Here is a 26,072-nt window from a genome sequence, read left to right as displayed (position 1 = left end):
TCGGTGTCACGGCAGGGGGCGCCGGGCCACGAGGGCGGCGGCAGGCCGGGTGCGTACGGGCGGATCGGTACCGGCGGATCCGTACGGGCGGATCCGTACCGGCGGGCCCGTACGGCCGAGGGCTCCGCGACGGGATTAGCGCCGCAGCAGGGCGTCCGCGTCGGTGAGGGTGGCGGCCAGCCGGTCCAGGGCGGCGTCGTCCCGCGGCTGGGCCTCGTACTCCGTGCCGCGCGCGGTGCCCCACCGGCGGGCCACCGCCGCCGGGTCCTCGCCCAGCAGCAGCCCGGCCGCCTGGGCCGCCGCGCCGAGCGCGACCAGCTCCTGGGCCTGGGGCACCACCACCGGGCGGCCGGAGAGCCGGCGGACCGTCTCCCGCCAGGCCCGGCCCTTCGCGCCGCCGCCGATCAGCAGCAACGGCGTCCCGGCCGCGGCGTCCGCGTCCAGCACCTGCTCCAGCGCCCGCAGCAGCGCGAACACCGCGCCGTCGTAGGCGGCCTGGAGCAGCTGCCCGGCCGTGGTGCCGTGCCGCAGCCCGTGCACCAGGCCCGACGCCCCGGGCAGGTTCGGCGTGCGCTCCCCGTCGAGGAACGGCAGCATCACCACCTCGCCGCCCGCCTCCACGGCCTCCCGGTCGCGGCCCAGCAGCGCCGCCACCCGGTCCACCGCGAGCGTGCAGTTCAGGGTGCAGGCCAGCGGCAGCCAGTCGCCCCGGGCGTCGGCGAAACCGGCGACGGTGCCGGTCGGATCGGCCGGGCGGTGGGTGGAGACCGCGTAGACCGTCCCCGAGGTGCCCAGGCTCAGCACCGGCTGTCCGGGGCGCAGGCCGAGGCCGAGCGCGGCCGCCATGTTGTCGCCGGTGCCCGCGGCCACCAGGGCGCCCCGGGGCAGCGGCAGCTCACCGGCGTGCACCGTTCCGGCGGCCTCGCCCGGCCCGGCCACCCGGGGCAGCGCCTCCGGGGGCAGCCCGACGTGCGCCAGGATCTCCGGGTCGTACGCCCCGGTGGCCGAGGCCCACCAGCCCGTGCCGGAGGCGTCCCCGCGGTCGGTGACCGCCTCGCCGGTCAGCCGCCCGGTGAGGTAGTCGTGCGGCAGCCGCACCGCGGCGGTGGCGGCGGCCGCGGCCGGCTCGGTCTCCCGCAGCCAGGCCCACTTGGCCACCGTGAACGCCGGGCCCGGCACGCTCCCCACCCGGTCCGCCCAGGCCCGGGCGCCGCCCCGCTCGGCGATCAGCCGCTCGCTGTGGCCGGCGGCGCGGACGTCGTTCCACAACAGGGCCGGGCGCACCGGCTCGCCGGCCGCGTCCAGCGTGACCAGCCCGTGCTGCTGCCCGGCGACCGACACCGCGGAGACCTGCCGGGCGGCGTCCCCGCACTGCGCCAGCGCCTCGCCCAGCGCCCGCCACCACTGCCGGGGGTCGCTCTCCTTGCCGGGACCGCCGCCGACCGTGTGCGGCGCCTGCCCGCGCGCCACGACCACACCGGTCTCCGCGTCCACGACCAGCGTCTTCGTGGACTGCGTCGAGCTGTCCACCCCGAGGACGAGCGGTCCCGCTGCCTGTGCGCCCATCGTGCTCTCTCCCTTGGCGGCCCGCTGCCACGAAAACTGCGGAGCCTGCTCGCACGGTCTGCTTCCAGGGGGTTCCCCGGTGTGCCGCCGCATATTAGTTTGGCCGCCGCGGAATTTGTAAAGTGCCTTGACGAAATGGCCGAGGGAGATGCGATGCGCTGTGAGCCGGTGCCCGGGGACAAGTTCAGCTTCGGTCTGTGGACCGTCGGCTGGCAGGGCCGCGACCCCTTCGGGGACGCCACCCGCCGCGCCCTGGACCCGGTCGAGACCGTGCACCGCCTCGCGGAGCTCGGCGCGTACGGCGTCACCTTCCACGACGACGACCTGATCCCGTTCGGCGCCGACGACATCCAGCGCGAGACGGCCGTCAAACGCTTCCGCCAGGCGCTGGACGGCACCGGCCTGATCGTCCCGATGGCGACCACCAACCTCTTCACCCACCCGGTGTTCAAGGACGGCGCCTTCACCGCCAACGACCGCGACGTCCGCCGCTTCGCGCTGCGCAAGACGCTCCGCAACCTCGACCTCGCCGCCGAACTGGGCGCCCGCACCTATGTGGCCTGGGGCGGCCGGGAGGGCGCCGAGTCCGGCGCCGCCAAGGATGTGGCGGCCGCCCTCGACCGGCTCAAGGAAGCCTTCGACCTGCTCGCCCAGTACGTCGTCGAGCAGGGCTACGACCTGCGGTTCGCCATCGAGCCCAAACCCAACGAGCCGCGCGGCGACATCCTGCTGCCCACCGTCGGCCACGCCCTCGCCTTCATCGGGCGCCTCGAACGCCCCGACCTCTTCGGCGTCAACCCGGAGGTCGGCCACGAGCAGATGGCCGGCCTCAACGTCCCGCACGGCATCGCCCAGGCCCTCTGGCAGGGCAAGCTCTTCCACCTCGACCTCAACGGCCAGAGCGGCGTCAAGTACGACCAGGACCTGCGCTTCGGCGCCGGCGACCTGCGCGCCGCGTTCTGGCTCGTCGACCTGCTGGAGACGGCCGGCTACGACGGGCCCCGGCACTTCGACTTCAAACCGCCGCGCACCGAGGACCTCGACGGCGTCTGGGCCTCCGCCGCCGGCTGCATGCGCAACTACCTGATCCTCAAGGAGCGCGCCGCGGCCTTCCGGGCCGACCCGGCGGTCCAGGACGCGCTGCGCGCCGCCCGGCTGCCCGAGCTGGCCCGGCCCACCGCCGAGGACGGTCTGGCCGGGCTGCTCGCCGATCCCACCGCCTACGAGACCTTCCGGCCGGAGGCGGCCGCGGCCCGCGGGATGGCCTTCGAGCAGCTGGACCAGCTGGCCCTGGACCATCTGCTCGGGGCGTCCTGAACCGGCCGCCCGTCAGGCCGCTGATCAGCTGAAGAGCGTGCGGACGAAGGCGAGTTCGGCGGCGCGCTGGTCGGTGCCGCCGGTCTCGTGGGCGTTGAACCGCCACACCTCCAGTTCCTTCTCGCCCGCGTAGTGGTGGTACGCGGCGAAGCCGGTGGACGGCGGCACCACGTCGTCGCGCAGCGCGGTCGCGAAGAGCGCCGGTGCGGTGGCCCGGACCGCGAAGTTCAGCCCGTCGAAGTGGTCCAGGGTCTCCAGGGCCCGGTCGACGTGGTCCCGGGCGCCGGCGAAATAGCGGCCGAGCTCGCCGTACGGGCCGGCGTCGGTGACCTCGACGGCACGGCGGATGTGGGTCAGGAAGGGCGCGTCGATCAGCGCTCCGGCCAGGCCCGGGACCAGGCCGGTCATCGCCAGGGCGAGCGCCCCGCCCTGGCTGTGGCCGGCGACCACCATCCGCTCCTCGTCCACCTCCGCGTGGCCGCGCGCGGCCTCCACGGCCCGTACCGCATCGGTGAACAGCCGCCGGTAGTAGTGGTCGTCGGGATCGAGCAGGCCCTGGGTCAGCCGGCCGGGCACGCCCGGGTTGCGGTAGCCGGCCGGGTCGGGGGTGTCACCGGGGCGGTCCGGGCCGCTCTGGCCGCGGACGTCCATGACCAGGGTGGCGTAGCCCGCCGCGGGCCACAGCAGCCAGTCGTGCGGCCGCCGCCGGCCGCCGCCGTAACCGAGGTACTGCACGATGCACGGCAGCGGCCCGGCGGCCGCCCGCGGGATCAGGAACCAGCCACGGATCCGGTGCCCGCCGAAGCCCGAGAACACCACGTCGTAGGTGCGCAACAGGGCCAGCCCGGCGTCGAGCGCGGTGAACCGCGCGGCCAGGTCATGGGCGCGCGCCTCGGTGAGGGTGCGCTCCCAGAACGCGTCAAATCCGGGCGGCTCGGGCAACGGGGGGCGATAGGTGCGCAGTTCGTCCAGCGGTAGGTCGGTGAACACGCAGAACCTCCGGGCCGTAGGGTGGCTTGCTGCCTGTCGCCAACGGTGCCCAGCAGACGGACATTTCAGACCGGAAGTGTTCCAGCTTGGTCACCGCGTCCCGTGAACCCCAGTAAAGAAGCGATCATTTCCGTTATGAGCTTTCCGCCTCCGCCGCCCGGCCAGCCGCACCCGCCGAACCAGCCGCCCCCCGGGAACCCGGGCGGGTTCGGACCGCCGGCCGGCGGATACGGCCCGCCGCCCGGCGGCAACCAGGCCCCCGGTGGCTTCGGTCCGCCCGCGGGCGGCTACGGCCCTCCGGGCCCGGGTGGCCCGGGCGGCCCCGGCGGCTGGCAGCAGCCCCCCGGCCCGCCCAACGGCGGCGGCAACGGCAAGCTCATCGCCGCCATCATCGGCGGTGGCGCGGTCGTGCTGGCCGCCGTCATCGCCGTCATCGTGATCGCCAACAGCGACGACGGCGGCAGCAACCGCGCCCAGCCGTCGTCCAGTTCGAGCACCTCCGCCACCCCGTCCGAGAGCGCCTCCGCCACCCCCTCCGACGACCCCTACGCCTCGCCCAGCGGCGATCCCGAGAGCACGCCCAGCCCTTCCGCCGGCACGATCCCCTTCTACCTGCAGAAGGTCGGCGACTGCTACGACCTGGACCCGAGCGGCGGCGGCAACAACACCGAGGTCTCCTGCAACAGCCCGCACGACGCCGAGGTCGTCGCCACCCACCGCCTCGGCGCGGGCCTGACCAGCGTGTCCGACATCCAGGACAAGGCGTCGTCGCTCTGCCGGGACGAGCTGGAGCGCAAGGCGTCCCGGCAGCCCGCCGGCACCGCCGAGGGCACCTACGTGCAGTACCCCAACCTCAAGGGCTACAAGCTCGGCTACAAGAACGTCAGTTGCAGCCTGATGGGCAACCGCAGCAACACCCGGAAGCTCACCAAGCCGCTGTCCTGAGTACCACCCGACCGACCCGTGTCAGCGGCCGAGGCCGGACGCCAGCTGCGCGATGGCGTCCGGCCCGACCCGGCAGCAGCCGCCGATCAGCCGGGCGCCGTCCGCGACCCAGCCGGCGACCCGGCCGGCGGTGAACTGCGGTATGCCGCACCACGTCCGCGCCTCGGCGTCCCAGCGCTCGCCGCTGTTCGGATACACCACCACCGGCTTGCCGGTGACCTGCGCGGCCAGCGGCACCGCCCGGTCCGCGTCGTCCGGCGCGCAGCAGTTCACCCCCACGGCGATCACCTCGTCCACCTCCGCCGCGAGGGCGAACGCCTCGGCCAGCGGCTGCCCGGCCCGGGTGGTGCCGCCGGCGACGCTGTACGACAGATACGCCGGCACGCCCAGCCCGCGCACCGCCCGCAGCAGCGCCCGGGCCTCGTCGGCGTCCGGCACCGTCTCCAGCGCCAGCACATCGGGCCCGGCCGCCGCCAGCACCTCCAGCCGCGGCCGGTGGAAGCGCTCCAGCTCCGCCACCGACAGGCCGTACCGGCCGCGGTACTCGGAACCGTCCGCCAGCATCGCGCCGTACGGACCCGCCGAAGCGGCCACGTACAGCGGCCCGGGGGCGCCGCCCGCCCGCGCCCGGCCGGCCGCCTCGCGGGCCAGCGCGACGCTCCGCCCGAACAGCTCCGCGGCCTCCTCGGCCCCGATGCCGCGCCGCGCGAACCCCTCGAACGTCGCCTGGTAGCTGGACGTGATCGCGACCCGCGCCCCCGCTTCGTAGTACGCCAGATGCGCCCGCAGCACCGCCTCCGGCTCTTCGGCCAGCAGCCGCGCCGACCACAGCTCGTCGCTCAGGTCGTGCCCGGCGGCCTCCAGTTGGTTGGACAGCCCGCCGTCGAGGACCACCGGCCCCGCGGCGAGGGCGTCGGCGAGCGCCGGGACCGTGCTGACCATGGTGCGAACCTCCTCGTGTGCTTGCCGGGCGGACCTTTTCCCAGCTCCTTCGGATCGTAGCCCCGCCCACTGACAACGCCCGTGACCTGCGCCGACGGCAAGGCCCGAGGCCGCTCAGGGCAGCGAGGCGAACACGAACGAGAACCGCGCCGGAGCCGCCGTCAGCCGGTACTGCGGCAACACCCCCGGCCCGCACGACTGACTGCCGATGCCGTGCTGCGCATGGTCGAGATGCAGCCACAGGACGTCGCCCGGCCGCAGGTCCGGGGTGTGCCGGGCCGCGGTCAGCTCCTCGTCGGACCAGCGGCGGGCGGCGAAGGCGAAGTCCGGGTCCCCCTCGACCCGGAGGCCCGAACCGTCCGACCGGGTCAGTTCCAGCCGGCGCACACCGGGCCGGGAACCGTTCTCCTGCGGCCGGACGTACGGCGTCTGCAGCTCCTCCACCGACCGCGACCAGCGGCCGGTGCGGGCCGCCGCCCGGGTGTCCGGATAGCCCTCACCGGGCCCGCCGCCGTACCACTGCGCCCGCCCCAGGCTCCCGCACACCGCCATCCGCACCCCGAGCCGGGGCAGCGGAACCGGCCAGTCGCCCTCCGGATCGACCGCCAACTCCAGCCGCAGCAGTTCGCGTCGGGCCGTCCACCGGTAGACCGCGCGCAACGCGAGCGGGGAACCGGCCGCGGCCACCCGGGTCCGCACCACCAGGGCGGGCCCGTCCGGTTCGACGGCGTCCACGCGGTGCCGCATCCGGTGCAGACCGAGCCGGCGCCATTCGGTGGCCGGCCGCGGCCCGGGCTGCCAGGGCGCGGCCTCGTCGTTGTCGGTCGGCGCCCGCCAGACGTGCAGCCGGGGGCCGCCGATCCGCACCCCGTCCAGATAGTCCAGCGTCCCGGTCGTGGCGTCGAAGGTGCCCGGCCCGAGGACGAGCACATTGCCCTCGCCGCGGCGCGGGGTGGCGGTGGGCACCAAAGGCACGTACGCCGGTCGAGGTACGGCCGGGAACTGCCCCCACGCCACCTCGTGCCCGGCCGGTGCCCAGGCGGTGTCCCCGGCCAGTACGGCCCGCACCGTCCAGAGGGCCTCCCGGTCCTCGTCCCGCTCCTCCGTCATGTCCGGCAGCGCCGTCACGACCGACTCGCCCGGTGGCGGCGTGGGCAGCTCCAGCCACCCGCTGCCGCACGGGTCGCCCTCCACCTCGTAGCGCCACAGGAACGAGAGGTGCCCGAGCCCGGAGAAGTCGTAGAGATTGGTGATCCGGACCGTCTGTCTGCCGTCGTCACGGTCCGGCCCGGCCTCGATCCGCACCGGCTCGACGACCTTCTTCAACTCGGCCAGCCCCGGCGACGGCGTCCGGTCCGGCAGCACCAGACCGTCACAGACGAAGTTCCCGTCGTGCAGTTCCTCACCGAAGTCGCCGCCGTAGGCGTGGTACACCTCGCCGTCCGGCATCCGCTGCCGCAGCCCGTGGTCGATCCACTCCCACACGAAGCCGCCCTGACAGCGCTCGTACGTCTCGAACAGCCGCTGGTACTCACCGAGGCCGCCCGGACCGTTGCCCATCGCGTGCGCGTACTCGCAGAGGATGAACGGGAGTCGGCGGCGCCGGGCGTCCAGCGCGGGGTCGTCCAGCGGCCCCTCGGTGCGCCGGCCGATCCGCGTCACCTCGGCGTGATCGGCGTACATCCGGGAGTAGACGTCGGTGTCGGCGCAGCTGCGATCGCCCTCGTAGTGCAGCGGACGGGACGGATCGCGCTCGCGCATCCACCCGGCCATCGCGGACAGCCCGCGGCCCGTCCCGCATTCGTTGCCCATCGACCACAGCACGATGCTGGGGTGGTTCTTGTCCCGTTCGACCATCCGGCGGGCCCGGTCCAGCAGCGCCGGCTCCCAGCGCGGGTCGTCGACCGGATTGTCCCGCCAGCCCTGCTGCCCGAACCCGTGCGTCTCCAGATCGCACTCGTCGACGACCCACAGCCCCAGCTCGTCGCAGAGGTCCAGGAACGCCGGGTGCGGCGGATAGTGGCTGGTGCGCACCGCGTTGATGTTGTGCTGCTTCATCATCAGCAGGTCCTGGCGCATCACCTCGGGCCCCACGGTGCGCCCGTACCGCGGATGGAATTCGTGCCGGTTGACGCCGCGCAGCAGGATCCGCCGGCCGTTGACCTTCAGCAGCCCGTCCTCGACGCACACCGTGCGGAACCCGATCCGCAGCGGGACGGTCTCCCCGGAGGTGACCAACTCGCCGGTGTACAGCCGGGGTTCCTCGGCCGTCCAGGGCTGCACCGGCACCGTCGCGCTCTCCCCGGTCGCCAGGTCCAGCCCGAGCTCCGGTACGGTCACCCGCCCGGCCGGGGTGCACTCCACCCGCAGCGTGCCACGGCCCGTACGGTGATCGAATCCGGCATGGACGAAGTGGTCGGCGACCGCCCCTTCCGGACGCCGGTGGACCGAGACGTTCCGGAAGATCCCGGGCAGCCACCACTGGTCCTGGTCCTCCAGATAGCTGCCGGCCGACCACTGGTGGACCCGCACCGCCAGCACATTGCCGTGCGGCCGCAGCAACTGCCCCACCTCGAACTCGTGCGGCAGCCGGCTGCCCTTGAAGTGCCCCAGTTCCTGCCCGTTGAGCCAGACCCGGGCGCAGGACTCCACCCCGCCGAAGTGCAGCACCGCCGGCCCCTCGCCCCAGCCCTCCGGCAGGTCGAACACCTGCCGGTGGTCGCCGGTCGGGTTCTCGTCCGGCACCCGCGGCGGGTCCACCGGAAAGGGATAGGCGGTGTTGGTGTACACGGGGGCGCCGAATCCCTTGAGCACCCAGGTGCCGGGCACCCGCAGCTCGTGCCACTCCTTGTCGTCGAAGTCCGGCCGGGCGAACGCCTCGTCCTCGGCGTCGGCGCGCGGCGAGAGACGGAACCGCCAGGTGCCGTGCAGCGAGATCCGCGGCGCGTCCGAGGACGGGTACCAGGCGCGCGGCGGCAGCGTCCCCCGGCCCGGCGAACGGTCCTCGTAGTACGGGAGCCGGTCGTCCGCCGGACCCGGGCGGCCCGGCGCGGGCTCCGCCCGGCGGCCGGATGTCGGCGGGGGCTGGTCGTGCGGCGCATGCTGCGGCGGGTGCGGAGAAGTCCCGGTCACTGGTCCTCCTGCTGCGGGCGACGTGCCTGGCGTCGGGGGGATCGCCCTCAGCGAATCACGCGCGGGGGCACGGCGCAGCCGGATGACCGGATTCGGGTGGCCGGGAGATCTGCGCGGGCCCGGCCACCCGGGGAGCGAACGACCCCTCGGGGGGCGGGACCTGACCTGCCCCGCCCCCCGCTTGGCCCGCCTCAGCCCTCCGCCGACGCCTCCGCCGACGCCTCCGTCAGCGCCGCCGCCGGATCGTCCGAGGCCGGGCCGGCCGGCACCCACTGCCCGCGCTCCTTGCGGTACGGCCACCAGCGGCCGTCCCGCCCGTACCGCAGTTGGACGGCGCCGCCGATCACCGTCCAGCGGTTGCCGGTGGCCCGCAGCCGGGGCCGGGTCCCGTCGTCGTCCCAGGCGGCCGCGAGCCGGCCGGCCGCCCGGGCCAGCGCCGCCGGATCCGGGGCCCACTCCTCCTCCAGCGCCGCCAGCCCCGCGGTACCGCCCAGCTCCCAGGCCCGTACGGCCCGCGCCAGACCGCGGGCGTCCCGCCCCGAACCGGCCGCCAGCCGCCGGGATATGACCTGGTCCGGACCGGCCGCCGCCAGCCGCACCGCGTCCTGACCGGGCGTCAGTGCGGGCGGCGGCGGGGCGTCCGCGTGCCAGGGGGAGAGCGCGTCCGCCAGCAACCGCTGGGCGCGCGCCGCCGCGTCGCCGATCAGGAACTCCAGCGCCGCCACCTCCACCCCCGGGGCGGGCGGGGTGCCGCCGCCGAGCAGCGGAGCGGCGCCCGGCCCGTCAACCGGCGGAGGTGGGGCGGGCAGCGGCGGCAGGATGTCCCGCGCCGCGTACGCCTCGGCGGCCGGTACGCCCGTGCCGGGCCCGGGCTGCGCCGGGCCCCCGGCCGCCGCGGGAGTGGCCGCCCGGGCCGCGCTGCGCGCCTGCAACTCCCCGAGCAGTTCCCGCTCCCCGCGGCCGCGCACCAGCAGCAGCACGAACGGGTCCTGGTCCAGCAACCGCGCCACCTGATAGCACAGCGCCGCCGTATGCGCGCAGTGGTCCCACGCCCCGCAACTGCACTCCGCCTCCAGGTCACCGATGACCGGCAGCAGTTCGATGCCCGCCGCGGCCGCGTCCTCCACCAGCGCCGGCGGCATGTCCCGGTCGAGCAGTGCCGCGATGTGCCCGGCCCGGTCCGCGACGAGATCGAGGAAGCGGTCCCATGCGTCGTCGTCCAGCCGCTGCAGGAGCACGTCGGACCGGTGCCGGGTGTGGTCCCGGTCCTGGACGACCGCGGTCAGCCGTCCCGGGCGCACGGACACGGCACCGACCGCACCGGCCCGGGCGTGCCGCCGGCCCAGCTTCAGCTGCTGCCCGTCCAGGGCGGTGTCCTCCAGCGCCTTGAGCCACGCCTGCCCCCACCACGTACGGGCGAAGCCCCGGCCCTGGGCGGGCGGCAGCGCGGCGAAGGTCCGCTCGGCGTCCGGGGCGTCCTCGTGAGGGCCCTCCCCGGATATGCCTTCCTCGTAGGTGTCGCCCCCGTAGGCGCCGTCACTGTCGTCATTGGCGGCACTGTCGTCACTGGCGGCACCGTCCTCGAATCGCCCGGTCATCGCTCCTCGTCCGGTCATCGCTCGCTCCCTCGCAGTGCGACCAGGTCCGCCAGCTCGGCGTCGGTGAGTTCGGTCAGTGCGGCCTCGCCGGAGCCGAGTACCGCGTCGGCCAGCTGCTGTTTGCGCAGGAGCAGGCCGGCGATCCGGTCCTCGATCGTGCCCTCCGTGATCATGCGGTGGACCTGCACCGGCTGGGTCTGCCCGATGCGGTACGCGCGGTCGGTGGCCTGCGCCTCGACGGCCGGGTTCCACCAGCGGTCGAAGTGCACGACATGGCCCGCCCGGGTGAGGTTGAGCCCGGTGCCGGCCGCCTTCAACGACAGCAGGAACACCGGAACGTCACCGTCCTGGAAGCGGCGCACCATCTCCTCCCGGCGCGCCACCGTCGTACCGCCGTGCAGAAGTTGCGAGGTCACGCCGCGCGCCGCCAGATGCCCTTCCAGCAGCCGCGCCATCCGTACGTACTGGGTGAACACCAGCACGCCCGCCCCCTCGGCGAGGATCGTGTCCAGCAGCTCGTCGAGCAGCTCGACCTTCCCCGAGCGGCCGTCGATCCGCGGCTGCTCCTCCTTGAGGAACTGCGCGGGGTGGTTGCAGATCTGCTTGAGCGAGGTGAGCAGCTTGACCACCAGCCCGCGGCGGGCGAACCCGTCCGTCCCGGCGATCTCGTCGAGCCCCTCGCGCACCACCGCCTCGTAGAGCCCGGCCTGCTCCGTGGTCAGCGCCACCGCACGGTCGGTCTCCGTCTTGGGCGGCAGCTCCGGCGCGATGCCCGGATCGGACTTGCGCCGGCGCAGCAGGAACGGGCGCACCAGCCGGGCGAGCCGGTCGGCCGCCGCGGCCGCCTCGGGGGACGCCACCGGACCGCCCTCGACGACCCGCGCATACCGCGTCCGGAACCGTCCCAGCGACCCCAGCAGCCCGGGCGTCGTCCAGTCCAGGATCGCCCACAGCTCGGTCAGGTTGTTCTCCACCGGGGTGCCGGACAGCGCCACCCGGGCCTTGCCCGGAACCGTCCGCAGCGCCTTGGCGGTCGCCGAGAACGGGTTCTTGACGTGCTGCGCCTCGTCCGCGACGACCAGCCCCCAGGGCACCTCCGCCAGCTTCCCGGCGTCCAGCCGCATCGTCCCGTAGGTGGTGAGGACGAACTCGCCGTCCGCCAGGTCCGCCAGAGTGCGGCGCCCGGCGTGGAAGCGGCGCACCGGGGTGCCCGGCGCGAACTTCTCGATCTCCCGCTGCCAGTTGCCCATCAGCGACGTCGGGCACACCACCAGCGTCGGGCCGGCCGACGCGGGGTCGGCCTGCCGGTGCAGATGCAGCGCGATGAGGGTGATCGTCTTGCCCAGTCCCATGTCGTCGGCGAGACAGGCGCCCAGTCCCAGCGACGTCATCCGGTGCAGCCAGCCCAGGCCGCGCAGCTGATAGTCGCGCAGTGTCGCGCCCAGCGCGGGCGGCTGGGTGACGGGCCCGGTGTCGGCGCCCTCCGGGTCCGCGAGCCGGTCGCGCAGCCCGGCCAGCCACCCGGTCGCCTGCACCGCCACCCGGTCGCCGGCGCCGTCCTCGGCGCTCCCGGTGAGCGCGGCGCCGAGCGCGTCGAGCGGGGTGACCTTGCGGTCCTGCCGGTCCCGGGCGGCCCGTACGGCCTCCGGGTCGATCAGCACCCACCGGTCGCGCAGCCGCACCAGCGGCCGCCCGGCCTCGGCCAGCCGGTCCAGCTCGGCCCGGTCCACCTCCTGGCCGCCCACCGCGAACCGCCAGCTGAAGGAGAGCAGGGCATCCGCGGACAGCAAGGAGGGCGGCCCCGATTCCCGGCCGTGCACCGGGTCTTGGGCATCGGGCGGCCCCACCACGGCACGGCTGGTCAGCGTGCGCGCCAGCTCCTTGGGCCAGTGGACCTGCACCCCGGCCGCGGCCAGCGCCCGGGAGGCCGGGCCGAGCAGTTCGGCGACCTCCTCGTCGGCGAGATCCAGCGCGTCGGGCACCGCGGCCGACAGCAACGGGCCGAGCGGCGCCCAGACCTCGGCCGCCCGGTGCAGCGTGCGCAGGGTGTCCATCCGCGCCCGCGGGCCGAACGCCTGCCCCGCCGTCGACGCCCCCGCCCACACCTCGGCGGCATCCGCCATCAGGGCCGGATCGGTGAGGCTGTGCACCTGGAGGACCGCGCGGAAGGTGACCTCGCCGGCCGGGGCCGGCGCGGCACCGTCCACCGGACCGCCCACCGCCGCGTCCGTCTCCAGGCCGTGCGCCTCCACCCGCAAGGAGATCCGTACACCGGCGTCATGGCCGGCGGCGACGTCCGCGGCCCAGTCCCGCTGTTCGGGGATGTGCTGCGGCGCGGCCGCGGCGAAGGCGGGCGACCCGGTGGCGAGCGCGGCGGCGGGGGAGCGCGGCAGACCGTCCGCCACCGCGTCGAGGAACGCCCGTAGGTGCCGTTCCGGCTCGGGCAGCTCCACCGGGTCCGTCCCGGGCAGCGGGACGGCGTGTGCGTACGGCGGCATCGCGGCGGCGAGCTCCCGGAGCCGTTCGACGTCGGCCGCGTCGAGCGGGCCCAGCCGCCAGGCGTCGTACCCCTTCGGGCTCACACCGGGCAGCAGCCGTCCACGGGCGGCCAGCTGGAGGGCGAGGACCGCCGCGGCGCCCCAGAAGGCGGCCGCCGGATGGGTGGTCCGGCCGGCCCGCAACCGGGTGAGGACGGGCAGCGCGTCGGCCACCGGCAGCACGAGCGCCGGCACCTCGCCGGCCTGGACGCCGCCGTCCTCCTCCGGCAGTACGACGCCCAGCCCCTCCACCACGGGCCCGCTCCCGTCCGGCGCGCCCTCCTCGGTGAGGGCCGCCGCCACCGGCTCACCATCGGGACGCCAGAAGGCGATCCGGCCGGCCCGCGGTGGATCCGACGGCAGGAAGACCGCCGGGCAGCGGGCGAGCCCGGAGAGCTGAGCGGGGGTGGCCGCACGCGTGGATGTCACAGGTTCCTGAACTCCTCAAGTTTGACTACTGGCGCCTGGAGCGCCCGAGGGTACCGGATGCCGGGCCCGAACGAAGAACGCGCACACCCTGGGCCGCACCCGGCAACCCGTGCGGCACGAGAGGGAACCCGCGGCGCGGAATCGGCGTTCAATGGAGTACGACAGAGCGCGGCCCCGGCCGCGGAAGGGACGTGAAGGATGTCCACACAGGCGAAGGTCGCGATCGGCGGCGTCGCGGTGGGAGTGGTCCTGCTGTGGCTGCTGCCCCTCTGGGCGGCCCTCTTGGTCATGGTCGGAGTCCCGGCCGTCGCATATCTGGCCCTCGACTCCTCCCAGCGCCGCCGCCTGCGCCGGGTCGGCCACAAACAGCTGGGACGCTGACGCCGGCAGCGGGGGCGGGCGGGTCCCGTGGGCCGGCATGCCCGGGGCCCGGACCGGCCGGCGGCTCACCGGCCGACGGCTCGGCCCGGTGGCCCGGGCAGCCGGCGGTGCGCCGGGGCGCCGGCTCAGACCGGCCGGGCCGCCAGCTCGTCCAGCGAGGAGAGCAGCCCGGGCAGTTCGGGCCCCCGGCCCACCGGATGTACCTCGCCGGGCTCCTCGTCCAGCAGCACGAACGCGATGTCGTCCGTGCGCGCCACCATGCTCCAGCCCGGCCCGTCGACCCGCAGCGTGCGCGCCTCACCCGCCGCGAACGACGACCGCACGCGCCCGGGCGGCGGCGGCTCCGCCAGATAGCCGCGGGCTTCCTTCAGGACCCGGCGCACCCCCTCGTGCGCCTCGTCCCCCGGTTCCGCGAACGACACCTCACCGTCCACCTGCTCGCGCCACATCGCCCACTGCAGCGCGATCTCGTCCGCGCCGAGCCGCCGTTGGGCCGGCCCCCATTCCTCCGCGTCCGGCGGGCAGAGCGGCGCCGGCTCGCCCTCCTGCCGCTCCGGATCATGCGGTGCCGGCACCCTGGGCGCCGACACGGCGAGCGCCAGCGGCCAGCCCGGAAGCGCCGCGACGATGCTGCCCTCCCCGGGCGAGAGGTCGTACTCCATCCCGCAGTCCCACGCCGCGATGGCACAGGCCACCAGCGACACGTCCTCGGTCACCACCGTCCAGCGGGCGCCGCCGCCGTCCTGCCCGAGGACCAGCCCGTAGCCCTCGGCGTACGGTTCGAGCCCGAGGCCCGCGCACACCTCGGGGTAGTCGTCGCCGAGCACGCTCGGGAACTGCCCGGGCGTCAGCAGCACCGCCGTCAGCACGAACAACTGGTCGTTGTCGGCGCTCTCGGTCGTGGGCACGCGGACCTCCCCTTCCCATCCTTTGCGGAGTACGTCGGCGCACCTTAATTGCCCCGTCGGGAGCTTGTCACCACTCCTACGCTGCGCTTATGCCTTCCTACAGTGTCCGGAGCACGTGGTGTGCCCGGTCTGCCGGGCCTCCCGGGCCGCCCGGGCCGCCCGGGCCGCTCCTAGACTGGGCGCTCCGGCGAGGGAAGGACGGTTGTCACGTGCGGCGCTACGACTGGCTGAAGGAGATCCGCAGGCTCGATCCCGAGCGCGACTTCTTGGCGATCTACCGCATCATCGCCACCCATGAGTTCCCCTGGGACGTGACCCGCGCCCTGGAACTGGCCCTCTACCGCACCTACGCCGTGCCGAGCATCGGCCGGCTGCTCGCCGAGACCGCCGAACTGACGGACCGTACGCAGAAGCGCTACGACGACACCGCCCTCCTCCTGGACGCCGTAGTGGAGCACGGCTTCGACGGCGAGGACGGCCGGACGGCCATCCGGCGCATCAACCAGATGCACCGCAGCTATGACATCTCCGACGAGGACATGCGCTATGTCCTGTGCACCTTCGTGGTGATGCCCAAGCGCTGGCTCGACGCCTACGGCTGGCGTCGGCTCACCCCGCACGAACAGCGTGCCGTCGCCGCCTACTACCGCACCCTCGGCCGCCACATGGGCATCCCCGAACTCCCGCGGACCTACGAGGACTTCGAGCAGTACCTCGACGCCTACGAGGCGGCGCACTTCGGCTGGGACGAGGGCGCACGACGGGTCTCCGACGCCACCTTGGACCTGATGGCCGGCTGGTACGGCCCGCTCGCCCCGATGGTGCGCCGCGCGAGCATGGCCCTCCTGGACGACTCGCTGCTGGCGGCCTTCCGCTACGACCGGCCGGCCCCGGCGCTGCAGAAGACGGTGCGCGGCGCCCTGAAGCTGCGCGCGAAGGCCGTCCGGCTGCTGCCGCCCCGCCGCACCCCGCACTACGCCCGGCAGAACCCCGAGATCAAGGGCTACCCGAACGGCTACCGGGTGGCCGAACTCGGCACCTTCCCGGCCTCCCGGCGCCTCGGCGGCTGCCCGGTCCCGCACGGGGAGGACCCGGTGGCCTCCTGACCCCAAAGGCCACGGACCGGGCCGCGCCTCAACCCCGGCGGACCGCCAACGCCAGATAGCGCGCGTCCCGGTCCTCGTAGCGGATCAGCTCCCAGCCGCAGCGGTCGAGCAGGGGCCGCAGATTCGGCTCCGCCCGGAGGTCGTCGGGTGTGACCGCCCGCCCCTTGCGCGCGGCGAGGGCGGCCCGCCCGATGGGGTGGAAGAGCGCGAGCCGGCCACCGGGGCGGACGACCCTGGCCAGTTCGGCGAAGCCCGCCTCGGGGTACGGCAGATGGGAGATGAGCCCGGCGGCGAAGACCGCGTCCAGCGCGGCGTCCGGCAGCGGCAGCCGCGTCGCGTCCGCGAGCAGCAGCGGCGCGCAGCGGTCCCGCCCGGCCCGTACGGCGGCCGCCAGCATCTCGGGCGTCAGATCGGCGCCCAGCACCGTCCCCTGCGGCCCCACGGCCTCCCGCAGCGCCGGCAGCGCCCGCCCCGTGCCGCAGCCGGCGTCCAGCACCTTCTCGCCCCGCCGCAGCCCCAGCTCGGCGACGCCGGCGGCGTAGGCGGGTCCGTCGTCGGGGAACTTGTCGTCCCAGCCGGCGGCACGCGGCCCGAAGAACGCCCGCACCTCGTGCGGCCGCTCACCGTGGTGGTCGGTCATCGGTCTCCTCCCGAGGTGTGACGACGGGCACCGAGCGACGCGGTGCAGGCGTACAGCACGCCGGCGACGGGCAGGGCCACCACGACGCCGAGGTTCATGGCGCCCAGCGGGCCCCGCGCGGCGCCGTCGGTGAGCAGGAAGCCCACCACCGTGGCGATGTGGGGGTCGGCGGAGGTGATCAGGCCCAGCCCTACGACGGTGCCCACGACGAGCGAGAACACCGCCGGCCCGCCCAGGGCCGCCACCCGCACCAGGTCGAAGCCGGTGTGGCGGCGGCGCCACTGCTCCACCAGGAACACCGCCGACCAGGCCGACATCGCCACCCCGATGACGGCCAGGAACGCCTGGAAGGTCGCGAAGAAACTGGGCGAAACGAACAGCACGTACCAGCCGCCGACGGCCATCAGCACGCCGTCCACCAGAACGGCCAGATGCCGCCGGAGCGGAATGCCCAGGGCCAGCATCGACATGCCCGAGCTGTAGATGTCCATGATCGCCCCGGAGGCGAACCCCCCGATGGCGGTGAGCAGATACGGCACCAGGAACCAGGTGGGCAGCTCGGCCGCGAGCGCCCCCACCGGGTCGGCGGCCGCCGCCCCGGCCAGTTTCGGATCCCCGGCGTTCAGCACCACCCCGAACACCAGCAGCGCCAGCGGCGGCAGCACCCCGCCGAGCGTGGTCCACCCCGTGATCGCCCGCCCGCTGGTCGTCCGCGGCAGATAACGGCTGTAATCGGCGCCGCAGTTGACCCAGCCCAGGCCCAGCAGCGTCATCGCGAACACGATGCCGCCGACGAACGTGCCGAGGCCGCCCGCCCGGCCGTGCCCCAGCGCGGACAGGTCGATGCGGTCGGCCATCAGCACCAGGTACACCACGGTCAGTGCAGTGATCGCGGCGGTCAGGTACTTCTGCACCCGCATGATCAGCGCATGCCCGTAGATGCCGACCACCACGACCACCACCGCCGTCACCGCAAAACACAGCGCCTGCGCCGTAGTTGTCGGCGTCCGCGCGTCGGCCCGGGCGAAGACGCCGGGCGCGACGCGCGCCAGGACCGCCGCACCCCCCAAAGAGGACAGCGCGACCAGGACGGTCTCCCAGCCGACGTTGGAGACGTAGCTGAACAGCGTGGGCAGCTTGTTGCCCTGCCGCCCGAAGGAGGATCGGCCGATGGCCATGGTGGGCGCACCGGTGCGCGTCCCGGCTATCGAGATCAGCCCGACCAGGAGGAACGAGAGCACATAGCCGAGCGCCCCGGAGGCGATCGCCTGCCAGGGGCTGAGGCCGAGGCCCATGAGGTAGACGCCGTAGGCGATGGACAACAGGGAGAGCCCGGACGCGGCCCAGGGCCAGAACAGCGACCGGGGGCTGCCGTGCCGCTCGGTGTCGGGCACCGGATCGATGCCATGGCGTTCGACGGCACCGGCCAAGACCTCCGCCGCGGCGGACGGTACGGTCCGCTCCTCCGACTGTTGCTGCGTCATGCGGACATGATCCCGCACCCGCTCCCAAAGTGGCGGCCCGGTCCGTCTATCACGAATACGGGGGCGGTCGGGCTTCCTGATCGCAAGACTGAGCGGCTTTGGCAATTTCGGGGACATTGCGATCAGTGGGCGGTACGGTCCTCGCCATGGATTTCGGACGGCGCTCTGCCGCCGAAGGCTCCCCTCGCCGAGCCGTGCATCCGCATTCCCCGTGACGCGCAGGACCCGCATCCTTAAGGAGACGGCCGATGAACGCCGCACCAGGGACCCCGGAGGGCGCAGCCCCGGGCCCCGGCCCCGAACTGGCCCTGAAGATCTTAGTCGCGGGCGGTTTCGGGGTGGGCAAGACCACCCTGGTGGGCTCGGTCAGCGAGATCCGCCCGCTGCGGACCGAGGAAGGACTCAGCGAGGCCGGGGAGGGGGTGGACGACACCGGGGGAGTGGACACCAAGGCCACCACCACCGTGGCGATGGACTTCGGCCGCATCACCATCCGGGAGGGGCTCTCCCTCTATCTCTTCGGCACCCCGGGGCAGGACCGCTTCTGGTTCCTGTGGGACGACCTCTCCGAGGGCGCGCTGGGCGCCGTGGTCCTCGCCGACACCCGCCGGTTGCAGGACTGCTTCCCGGCGGTCGACTACTTCGAGCGCCGCGCGATCCCGTTCCTGGTCGCCGTCAACTGCTTCGCCGACACGCGGTCCTACGGGGCGGACGAGGTGGCCCGCGCGCTGGATCTGGACCGCGGCACCCCGGTCGTCCTCTGTGACGCGCGGGACCGCGACTCCGGCAAGGAGGTGCTGGTCCGGCTCGTCGAGCACGCCGGCCGGCGGCACTCCCCCCGGACACCTGCCCCGGTGGGATGACCTGCGGACGGGCGGGGCGCGGACCCCGAAGGGCCCGCGCCGCGCACCGGGTCAGCCCGCGATCGCCGCGAGCCCGACGACCTTGTCGATCGTGACCCGCACCACCACCTCGCCCGGCACACCGTTGCGCGCGCCGTATTCCTCCGCACGGTCCTCGCCCATGTAACGGGCCGCGATCCGGGTCGCCCAGTGCCGTACGTCGGCCAGGTCGTCGCTGATCTCCGCCGAGCCCTGCACGGTCACGAAGGAGAACGGCGGCCGGTCGTCGTCGACGCACAGGGCCAGCCTGCCGTCGCGGGCCAGATTGCGTCCCTTGACCGTGTCCGCACCCGTGTTGAACACCAACTCGTCGCCGTCCAGGAGGAACCAGATCGGGGCCAGGTGCGGGCTGCCGTCCGCCCGCACGGTCGCCAGCTTTCCGGTCCGGGTGCCCTCGGAGAGGAACCTGCGCCACTCGTCGTTCGTCATCTTGTGTGCCATGCCGACATCCTCTCCGCGCGTCGGCGCGGGCGCCGCCTGGCACGCCGGGCCGCGGGCCGCTTGCCGAGACGGCGGAGGTGGGACAGGCTGGCACGGCAGTCCGCGGAGGGGCCATGGGCTGCCGTCCGGCCAGGACCGCGGCCGGGGACACGGGGAGGAAGCGTCACATGGCATTGAGCAGCGGACTCGACTGGCTGCTGGACGACCTGACCAAGCGGGTGGAGAAGGTACGGCACGCGTTGGTGCTCTCCAGCGACGGGCTGGTGACCGGCGCGAGCGAGGGCCTGGGGCGGGAGGACGCCGAGCATCTCGCGGCGGTCGCCTCGGGACTGCACAGCCTCGCCAAGGGATCGGCGTTGCACTTCCGCGGCGGGCAGGTCCGGCAGACCATGATCGAGTTCGACGACGGGGTGCTGTTCGTGACGGCGGCGGGGGACGGCAGCTGCCTGTGCGTGCTGGCCGGCGCGGACGCCGACCTGGGGCAGATCGCCTACGAGATGACGCTGCTGGTCCATCGCGTCGGCGAGCACCTGGGCGTCGCGGTGCGCCGGCCGGAGAGTTATCCACAGGTCTGAGGCGGGGGTTGACGCACTGTCACCGCCTGCGGCTATGGTCGTGACTGTCAGTGATCGACGCTGACCGACCGAGTTGCGGGGGAATGACATGACAGTGATGTGTGACGGGCAGCAGACGCTCCCGAAGGGCCGAGCGGCCCATGAACTGGAGCTGCGCAGCGGCGAGTTCGAGCTCGCCGTCCAGCTCGGAGAAGTCCGTACGGTGCCGCCCGGCAGCGCCGACGACCCACCGGGCGCCGGAGTCCTCGGCGGGCGCCGGGTCCCGGCCGAGGAGATCGCCCGGCTCCAGGCGGAGCCCGGCTTCCCGGAGGCGCTCCGCGAGCGCATCCGCACGGTCGGCACGACCGAGGCCGCCCGGCAGATGGGCGTCGGACCGGGCCGGGTGCTCCGCCTGACCCGCGCCGGCTGCCTCGCGCCCGTCCGGTTCTACGTGAACCGCTACGGCGCGGTGGTCTGGCTCTATCTCGCCGCGGAGGTCGCCGACTTCGCCGAGCGTGAACCGGACCTGCTCCGGGGCAACACCCCCGCGGCGATGCGCGTGATGCTCGACGGCGGCCAGGACTGGCGGGCCCGCCAGTGGCGCAGCCGCCGGGTCGCGCAGCTCATGGGGCAGACCGACGACCCCTGGGAGTCGGCCGCGGTGATCGCCGCCGTACTGCCCCCGGAGGAGCTGGCCTCGGTGGTCGGCAACCCCCTGGAGCGGTCCGTGCTGCGCCGGCTCCGGCCCACCCTCGCGACGATGATCACCGCCACTCCGGCGGCCCGGGAAGCCTGCGAACGGGTGCTGGCGGCCGACGAGTTCGACGAGGTCCTGTGGTACCGCGTCCATCTCGCCCGAGCCCTCGAAGAGGCCCGCAGAGAGGATCCCGGACGGGTCCGCCGGATGCTCCCCGTGGAGCTGGCCGTCCGGCCGGGTCAGCCACCCAGTTTCCGGAACAGCCCCTCCTGGACGACCGAGACCAGCAGCCTGCCCTCGCGGTCGTAGATCCGCCCGCGGGCCAGGCCCCGGCCGCCGGTGGCGATCGGGGACTCCTGGTCGTAGAGGAACCACTCGTCCGCGCGGAACGGGCGGTGGAACCACATCGCATGGTCGAGCGAGGCCATGTCGAAGCCGCGCGGGCCCCAGAGCGGCTCGATCGGGATGCGGACCGCGTCCAGCAGCGTCATGTCGCTGGCGTAGGTCAGCGCGCAGGTGTGCACGAGCGGATCGTCGCCCAGCGGCCCGACCGCCCGCATCCACACCGCGCTGCGCGGCTCCGCACCCTCGATCTCGTCCGGCGTCCAGCGCAGCCGGTCGACATACCGGATGTCGAACGGCTAACGGCGGGCCATCCGCTCCAACGCCTCGGGCAGCCCGCCCAGATGCTCGCGGACCTCCTCCACGACCGTCGGGAGGTTCTCCGGGTCGGGCACCGCGCGACGCATAGGCAACTGATGTTCGAAGCCGGGCTCCGGCTTGTGGAAGGAGGCGGTCAGATTGAAGATCGTGCGTCCCTCTTGGACCGCGACCACCCGGCGCGTGGTGAAGGAACGCCCGTCCCGCACCCGCTCGACCTGGTACACGATCGGCACCCCGGGCCGGCCCGGGCGCAGGAAATACGCATGGAGCGAGTGCACCGGGCGGTCACCGTCGGTGGTCCGCCCGGCGGCGACCAGCGCCTGGCCCGCGACCTGTCCGCCGAAGACCCGCTGGAGGCTCTCCTGCGGACTGCGGCCGCGGAAGATGTTCACCTCGATCCGTTCGAGATCCAGCAGGTCGACGAGCCTCTCCGCAGGATTGGTCATGACCGATGGCCCTCCCTCGCATGCCCCGGCGGCCTCGGGCGAAGCCGTCGCCTCACAACTGACCCACGTCCGTGACCCGCACGACCGCGCGCCCCTCCTCGTCCGAGGCGGCCAGATCCACCTCGGCGGAGATGCCCCAGTCGTGATCACCCTTCGGGTCGGCGAAAGTCTGCCGCACCTTCCACAGCCCGTGCTCGGCGTCCTCCTCGATCTGCAGGAGTTTCGGGCCGCGCGCGTCCGGGCCGGTGCCCAGGTCCTCGTACTCCTCCCAGTACGCGTCCATCGCCTCGCCCCAGGCGTCCGCGTCCCAGCCCGACTCGGCGTCCATCTCGCCGAGTTCCTCGACCTTGTCCAGCGCCGCCAGCTCCACCCGCCGGAACATCGCATTGCGCACCAGCACCCGGAAGGCCCGGGCGTTGGCCGTGACCGGCCGGACCTGATCCGCCCGCTCCTGGGCCTGGTCCGCCGTCTCCTCCTCCGGGTTGGCCAGCTGCTCCCACTCGTCCAGCAGACTGGAGTCCACCTGCCGCACCATCTCGCCCAGCCAGGCGATGATGTCCTGGAAGTCCTCCGACTTCAGATCGTCCGGCACGGTGTGGTCCAGCGCCTTGAAGGCGCTCGCGAGGTACCGCAGCACGATGCCCTCGGTGCGCGCCAGCTCGTAGAAGGAGGTGAACTCCGTGAAGGTCATGGCGCGTTCGTACATGTCGCGGATGACCGACTTCGGCGACAGCGGGTGGTCACCCACCCAAGGGTGGCTCCTGCGGTACAGCCCGTAGGCGTGGAAGAGCAGCTCCTCCAGCGGCTTGGGGTACTCGACGTCCATGAGCCGTTCCATGCGCTCTTCGTACTCGACGCCGTCGGCCTTCATCTGGGCCACTGCCTCGCCGCGCGCCTTGTTCTGCTGCGCGGCCAGGATCTGCCGCGGATCGTCCAGCGTGGACTCCACGACCGACACCATGTCCAGCGCGTAGGACGGCGACTCCGGATCGAGCAGATCGAAGGCGGCCAGCGCGAACGTCGACAGCGGCTGGTTGAGCGCGAAGTCCTGCTGCAGATCCACGGTCAGCCGGACGATCCGGCCCTCCGCGTCCGGCTTGTCCAGCCGCTCGACGATCCCGCCGTCCAGCAGCGACCGGTAGATCGCGATGGCCCGCCGGATGTGCCGCAGCTGGTTCTTGCGCGGCTCGTGGTTGTCCTCGAGCAGCTTGCGCATCCCCTCGAAGGCATTGCCCGGGCGGGCGATCACCGACAGCAGCATCGCGTGGGTCACCCGGAAACGCGAGGTCAGCGGCTCCGGATCGGACGCGATCAGCTTCTCGAAGGTGTTCTCGCCCCAATTGACGAAACCCTCCGGCGCCTTCTTGCGGACCACCTTGCGCCGCTTCTTCGGATCGTCGCCGGCCTTCGCCAGCGCCTTCTCGTTCTCCACGACGTGCTCCGGCGCCTGCGCCACGACGAAGCCGGCGGTGTCGAAGCCGGCCCGCCCGGCCCGGCCCGCGATCTGGTGGAACTCCCGCGCCCGCAGCGTCCGCACCCGCGACCCGTCGTACTTGGTCAGTGCCGTGAACAGCACCGTCCGGATGGGGACGTTGACGCCTACGCCGAGGGTGTCCGTTCCGCAGATGACCTTCAGCAGGCCCGCCTGGGCGAGCTTCTCCACCAGCCGGCGGTACTTCGGCAGCATCCCGGCGTGGTGGACGCCGATGCCGTGGCGTACGTACCGCGACAGGTTCCTGCCGAACTTCGTGGTGAACCGGAAGTTGCCGATCAGCTCGGCGATCTGGTCCTTCTCCGCGCGGGTGCACATATTGATGCTCATCAGGGCCTGCGCCCGCTCCACGGCGGCGGCCTGCGTGAAGTGCACGATGTAGACGGGGGACTGGCGGGTCTCCAGCAGCTCGGTGAGCGTCTCCGTCAGGGCGGTGGTGCGGTACTCGTACGACAGCGGCACCGGCCGGGTTGCCGAGCGCACCACCGACGTCGGCCGCCCGGTGCGCCGGCTGAGGTCCTCCTCGAACCGCGACATGTCGCCGAGCGTCGCCGACATCAGCACGAACTGCGCCTGCGGCAGTTCGAGCAGCGGAATCTGCCAGGCCCAGCCGCGGTCCGGCTCGGCATAGAAATGGAACTCGTCCATCACGACCTGGCCGATGTCGGCGTCCTTACCGTCCCGCAGCGCTATCGAGGCGAGGACCTCGGCGGTGCAGCAGATGACCGGGGCGTCGGCGTTCACCGACGCATCGCCGGTGAGCATGCCGACGTTCTCAGTGCCGAAGAGCTTGCACAGATCGAAGAACTTCTCCGACACCAGCGCCTTGATAGGGGCGGTGTAGAAGGTGACCTGATCATGGGCGAGGGCGGTGAAGTGCGCGCCGGCCGCCACCATGCTCTTCCCGGAGCCGGTGGGGGTCGACAGGATCACGTTCGCCCCCGAGACCACCTCGATCAGCGCCTCCTCCTGGGCGGGGTAGAGCGAGATCCCCTGCTGCTCGGCCCAGCCCGAAAAGGCTTCGAAGAGGGCATCGGGGTCGGCGTCGTTCGGCAGATGATCGATGAGGGTCACGCCCCCATACTGCCTGTCTTCACCCCGGATCAGGGAACCGGTAACCCATACGGAGATCAACTGAACCCCCCATGGACGTTCCGGTACCGTTCGCTCACCTTCCGTGAGTGGTGGCCGTCCTCTGAGTCCGTCCGTCTCTCTGAGTCCGTCTCTCTGAGTCCGTCGCTCTGGGTCCGTGCCTCTGAGCCCGTTCACTGCGCTCGTCCGCCGGGGCCGTCCACGGCGGCCATCCACTGCGGCCGCCCTCGGGGGCCGTCCGGCCCCTGGGGCCGTCCTCTGTGGTCGTCTTCTGCGGTCGTTCTGGGCGGTCGTTCTCCCGAGCAGGTCGTTGAGCAGGTCGCCGGGCGGGGCCCCGCCTCCGTACGGAGATCATCTCCCGCTACGCTGAGTCGCCGACCCGGCGTCAGCAGCGCGGACGGTGAGCGTGCCGGACGCGACACACCTACCGGGCACGACACACCGACGGGCGCGATGCAGTAGCCGGCACGACGGACGTACCAGGCATGGCATGACGGACCTGCCAGGTGCGACGTACGCGCCGGGCGCGGGAGGTGTGCCGGGCACGACGTACGGGTCGGGTGCGACGTTCGCGCCAGGCACGGGAGGTGTGCTGGGCGCGGGAGGTGTGCCGGGTGCGAGGCGCGAGCGCGGTACGACGCACGAGCCGGGCGTGAGGCGTGGGCCGAACACCGGAAAAGCCGAGCACGGACAACGACAACAACACGACAACAAGGGGTGGGGAACAACCATGATGGGACCGGCGCACTCGCTGTCCGGGGCGGCGGCCTGGCTGGGGGTGGGCGCGGCGGCCGCAGCCGCGGGACATCCGATGCCCTGGCCGGTGCTCGTCTGCGGGGCCCTGATCTGTGCCGGGGCGGCACTCGCCCCGGACCTCGACCACAAGTCCGCGACCATCTCGCGGGCCTTCGGGCCGCTCTCGCGGATGGTGTGCGAGGTCGTCGACAACATCTCGCACGCCGTTTACAAGGCGACCAAGATGCGCGGCGACGCCAACCGCTCCGGCGGGCACCGCACGCTGACCCACACCTGGGTGTGGGCCGTGCTGGTCGGCGGCGGCATGGCGCTGCTGGCGATGCGGGGCGGGCGCTGGGCGGTGCTCGGCATCCTCTTCGTCCACATGGTGCTCGCGATCGAGGGGCTGCTGTGGCGGGCCGCCCGGGTCTCCAGCGATGTGCTGGTGTGGCTGCTCGGTGCTGCCTCGGCCTGGATCCTGGCCGGCATCCTCGACCAGCCGGGCAACGGCGCGCACTGGCTGTTCACCGAACCCGGCCAGCAGTACCTCTGGCTGGGCCTGCCGATCGTGCTCGGTGCGCTGGTCCATGACATCGGCGATGCCCTGACGGTTTCCGGCTGCCCCATCCTGTGGCCGATCCCGATCGGCCGGAAGCGCTGGTACCCGCTCGGCCCGCCCAAGGCCATGCGGTTCAAGGCCGGCAGCTGGGTGGAACTGAAGGTCCTGATGCCGGTGTTCATGCTCCTGGGCGGACTCGGCGGCTTGGGGGCGCTCGGCTTCATCTGAGTGTGGCGGAGTTGGAGGTGGGGGTGGAGGTGGGGGAGGAGGGGCGGGGGCGGGACGGGGGAGAGAAACGGGGGAGCGGTCCGGTGGGTTGCCGCCGGGCGGGGTGGGCCGGCGGCCCACCCGTTTCCCGCTCCACCTGGTCCACCCCGCCCCGGCGCCCCACCCCGCTCCCAGTGCCCCGCCCGTCCGAGCGCCCCACTCGCCCCGCCCTCTGCCCTTAGTGCCCCACCTGCCCCAACTGCGCCGCCCGTCCAAGCGCCGCGCCCGTCCCAGTGCCCACCCCGCCCC

19 protein-coding genes and 1 pseudogene are annotated in these 26,072 nt (G+C 73.5%); 8 read left to right on the top strand and 12 right to left on the bottom strand.

What is annotated here, in order from left to right; translation table 11 throughout:
* Positions 1-135: 135 nt before the first annotated feature.
* The gene (xylB, locus tag ACGF4C_RS18275) at positions 136-1,566 is read right to left on the bottom strand and encodes a xylulokinase (protein ID WP_393567382.1); all 1,431 of its coding nucleotides are present in this window, start codon (positions 1,564-1,566) and stop codon (positions 136-138) included.
* Between the two features lie 153 nt (positions 1,567-1,719).
* Here xylB and xylA point away from each other — a divergent pair, with 153 nt between their 5' ends.
* Positions 1,720-2,883 (top strand): xylose isomerase, encoded by a 1,164-nt coding sequence (gene xylA, locus ACGF4C_RS18270; RefSeq protein ID WP_393567380.1) that lies wholly within the window; start codon positions 1,720-1,722, stop codon positions 2,881-2,883.
* 24 nt (positions 2,884-2,907) lie between these two features.
* Here xylA and ACGF4C_RS18265 read toward each other — a convergent pair whose 3' ends face one another.
* Positions 2,908-3,873 carry an acetylxylan esterase gene (locus ACGF4C_RS18265; RefSeq protein ID WP_393567378.1) on the bottom strand — a complete coding sequence of 322 codons (966 nt, stop codon included), beginning with the start codon at positions 3,871-3,873 and terminating at the stop codon, positions 2,908-2,910.
* Positions 3,874-4,008: 135 nt separating this feature from the next.
* Between ACGF4C_RS18265 and ACGF4C_RS18260 the strand changes: the two genes are divergently transcribed.
* Positions 4,009-4,818 (top strand): septum formation family protein, encoded by an 810-nt coding sequence (locus tag ACGF4C_RS18260; RefSeq protein ID WP_393567376.1) that lies wholly within the window; start codon positions 4,009-4,011, stop codon positions 4,816-4,818.
* 21 nt (positions 4,819-4,839) lie between these two features.
* Here the strand turns inward: ACGF4C_RS18260 and mmuM are convergent, their stop codons facing one another.
* The 4 genes from mmuM to ACGF4C_RS18240 all read right to left on the bottom strand — a co-directional run bounded on the left by mmuM (position 4,840) and on the right by ACGF4C_RS18240 (position 13,456).
* Positions 4,840-5,760: a homocysteine S-methyltransferase gene (mmuM, locus tag ACGF4C_RS18255; RefSeq protein ID WP_393567374.1), complete on the bottom strand. Its 921-nt coding sequence runs from the start codon at positions 5,758-5,760 to the stop codon at positions 4,840-4,842.
* 114 nt (positions 5,761-5,874) lie between these two features.
* The gene (locus ACGF4C_RS18250) at positions 5,875-8,892 is read right to left on the bottom strand and encodes a glycoside hydrolase family 2 TIM barrel-domain containing protein (RefSeq protein ID WP_393567373.1); all 3,018 of its coding nucleotides are present in this window, start codon (positions 8,890-8,892) and stop codon (positions 5,875-5,877) included.
* A 191-nt stretch (positions 8,893-9,083) separates the two neighbouring features.
* Positions 9,084-10,508: an SWF or SNF family helicase gene (locus ACGF4C_RS18245; protein ID WP_393567371.1), complete on the bottom strand. Its 1,425-nt coding sequence runs from the start codon at positions 10,506-10,508 to the stop codon at positions 9,084-9,086.
* On the bottom strand, positions 10,505-13,456 hold the full coding sequence (locus tag ACGF4C_RS18240; RefSeq protein ID WP_393567370.1) for an SNF2-related protein: 2,952 nt from the start codon (positions 13,454-13,456) through the stop codon (positions 10,505-10,507). The genes ACGF4C_RS18245 and ACGF4C_RS18240 overlap by 4 nt, the downstream gene beginning before the upstream one ends.
* A 198-nt stretch (positions 13,457-13,654) precedes the next feature.
* On the opposite strand from ACGF4C_RS18240, the gene ACGF4C_RS18235 reads away from it, so the two are divergent.
* The gene (locus ACGF4C_RS18235) at positions 13,655-13,837 is read left to right on the top strand and encodes a hypothetical protein (RefSeq protein ID WP_201808635.1); all 183 of its coding nucleotides are present in this window, start codon (positions 13,655-13,657) and stop codon (positions 13,835-13,837) included.
* A gap of 125 nt (positions 13,838-13,962) precedes the next feature.
* Here ACGF4C_RS18235 and ACGF4C_RS18230 read toward each other — a convergent pair whose 3' ends face one another.
* Positions 13,963-14,745, bottom strand: a complete 783-nt coding sequence (locus tag ACGF4C_RS18230; RefSeq protein WP_393567368.1) for a hypothetical protein — start codon at positions 14,743-14,745, stop codon at positions 13,963-13,965.
* 209 nt (positions 14,746-14,954) lie between these two features.
* Here ACGF4C_RS18230 and ACGF4C_RS18225 point away from each other — a divergent pair, with 209 nt between their 5' ends.
* On the top strand, positions 14,955-15,851 hold the full coding sequence (locus ACGF4C_RS18225) for an oxygenase MpaB family protein (RefSeq protein ID WP_393567366.1): 897 nt from the start codon (positions 14,955-14,957) through the stop codon (positions 15,849-15,851).
* Positions 15,852-15,879: 28 nt separating this feature from the next.
* Here the strand turns inward: ACGF4C_RS18225 and ACGF4C_RS18220 are convergent, their stop codons facing one another.
* Complete coding sequence (locus ACGF4C_RS18220; protein WP_393567365.1) at positions 15,880-16,491, bottom strand: class I SAM-dependent methyltransferase; 612 nt, start codon at positions 16,489-16,491, stop codon at positions 15,880-15,882.
* Positions 16,488-17,975: a purine-cytosine permease family protein gene (locus ACGF4C_RS18215; protein WP_393567363.1), complete on the bottom strand. Its 1,488-nt coding sequence runs from the start codon at positions 17,973-17,975 to the stop codon at positions 16,488-16,490. Before ACGF4C_RS18215 ends, ACGF4C_RS18220 begins: the two co-directional genes overlap by 4 nt.
* A 248-nt stretch (positions 17,976-18,223) precedes the next feature.
* On the opposite strand from ACGF4C_RS18215, the gene ACGF4C_RS18210 reads away from it, so the two are divergent.
* On the top strand, positions 18,224-18,838 hold the full coding sequence (locus ACGF4C_RS18210; RefSeq protein ID WP_362138282.1) for an ATP/GTP-binding protein: 615 nt from the start codon (positions 18,224-18,226) through the stop codon (positions 18,836-18,838).
* 51 nt (positions 18,839-18,889) lie between these two features.
* On the opposite strand, the gene ACGF4C_RS18205 is transcribed toward ACGF4C_RS18210, so the two are convergent.
* Positions 18,890-19,318: a PPOX class F420-dependent oxidoreductase gene (locus tag ACGF4C_RS18205; RefSeq protein ID WP_393567360.1), complete on the bottom strand. Its 429-nt coding sequence runs from the start codon at positions 19,316-19,318 to the stop codon at positions 18,890-18,892.
* A 167-nt stretch (positions 19,319-19,485) separates the two neighbouring features.
* Between ACGF4C_RS18205 and ACGF4C_RS18200 the strand changes: the two genes are divergently transcribed.
* Positions 19,486-19,893, top strand: a complete 408-nt coding sequence (locus tag ACGF4C_RS18200; RefSeq protein ID WP_030810273.1) for a roadblock/LC7 domain-containing protein — start codon at positions 19,486-19,488, stop codon at positions 19,891-19,893.
* Positions 19,894-19,981: 88 nt separating this feature from the next.
* Positions 19,982-20,878 (top strand): DUF6397 family protein, encoded by an 897-nt coding sequence (locus ACGF4C_RS18195; protein WP_393567359.1) that lies wholly within the window; start codon positions 19,982-19,984, stop codon positions 20,876-20,878.
* Here the strand turns inward: ACGF4C_RS18195 and ACGF4C_RS18190 are convergent.
* Positions 20,809-21,678: pseudogene (locus ACGF4C_RS18190) on the bottom strand (acyl-CoA thioesterase). The gene ACGF4C_RS18195 and the pseudogene ACGF4C_RS18190 sit on opposite strands and share 70 nt — an antisense overlap.
* Positions 21,679-21,730: 52 nt before the next feature.
* Entirely contained in the window at positions 21,731-24,244 is a 2,514-nt protein-coding gene (locus ACGF4C_RS18185) for an RNA helicase (protein WP_201808643.1), read from the bottom strand.
* A gap of 748 nt (positions 24,245-24,992) precedes the next feature.
* Here ACGF4C_RS18185 and ACGF4C_RS18180 point away from each other — a divergent pair.
* On the top strand, positions 24,993-25,784 hold the full coding sequence (locus ACGF4C_RS18180) for a metal-dependent hydrolase (RefSeq protein WP_030810261.1): 792 nt from the start codon (positions 24,993-24,995) through the stop codon (positions 25,782-25,784).
* The last annotated feature ends 288 nt before the right edge of the window (positions 25,785-26,072 follow it).

It is taken from the genome of Streptomyces sp. NPDC048197 (assembly GCF_043202395.1).
GTDB lineage: Bacteria > Actinomycetota > Actinomycetes > Streptomycetales > Streptomycetaceae > Streptomyces > Streptomyces siderophoricus.
The sequence above is the reverse complement of the archived record's forward strand: the minus strand, read 5'-3'. Positions and strand labels throughout refer to the sequence as shown.

Coding starts and splice junctions, on each gene's coding strand:
- ACGF4C_RS18205 (WP_393567360.1), bottom strand. CDS start 19,318: ATGGCACACAAGATGACGAACGACGAGTGGCGCAGGTTCCTCTCCGAG.
- ACGF4C_RS18195 (WP_393567359.1), top strand. CDS start 19,982: ATGACAGTGATGTGTGACGGGCAGCAGACGCTCCCGAAGGGCCGAGCG.
- ACGF4C_RS18215 (WP_393567363.1), bottom strand. CDS start 17,975: ATGACGCAGCAACAGTCGGAGGAGCGGACCGTACCGTCCGCCGCGGCG.
- ACGF4C_RS18200 (WP_030810273.1), top strand. CDS start 19,486: ATGGCATTGAGCAGCGGACTCGACTGGCTGCTGGACGACCTGACCAAG.
- ACGF4C_RS18235 (WP_201808635.1), top strand. CDS start 13,655: ATGTCCACACAGGCGAAGGTCGCGATCGGCGGCGTCGCGGTGGGAGTG.
- ACGF4C_RS18210 (WP_362138282.1), top strand. CDS start 18,224: ATGAACGCCGCACCAGGGACCCCGGAGGGCGCAGCCCCGGGCCCCGGC.
- ACGF4C_RS18220 (WP_393567365.1), bottom strand. CDS start 16,491: ATGACCGACCACCACGGTGAGCGGCCGCACGAGGTGCGGGCGTTCTTC.
- xylA (WP_393567380.1), top strand. CDS start 1,720: ATGCGCTGTGAGCCGGTGCCCGGGGACAAGTTCAGCTTCGGTCTGTGG.
- ACGF4C_RS18180 (WP_030810261.1), top strand. CDS start 24,993: ATGATGGGACCGGCGCACTCGCTGTCCGGGGCGGCGGCCTGGCTGGGG.
- ACGF4C_RS18260 (WP_393567376.1), top strand. CDS start 4,009: ATGAGCTTTCCGCCTCCGCCGCCCGGCCAGCCGCACCCGCCGAACCAG.
- ACGF4C_RS18245 (WP_393567371.1), bottom strand. CDS start 10,508: ATGACCGGACGAGGAGCGATGACCGGGCGATTCGAGGACGGTGCCGCC.
- mmuM (WP_393567374.1), bottom strand. CDS start 5,760: ATGGTCAGCACGGTCCCGGCGCTCGCCGACGCCCTCGCCGCGGGGCCG.
- xylB (WP_393567382.1), bottom strand. CDS start 1,566: ATGGGCGCACAGGCAGCGGGACCGCTCGTCCTCGGGGTGGACAGCTCG.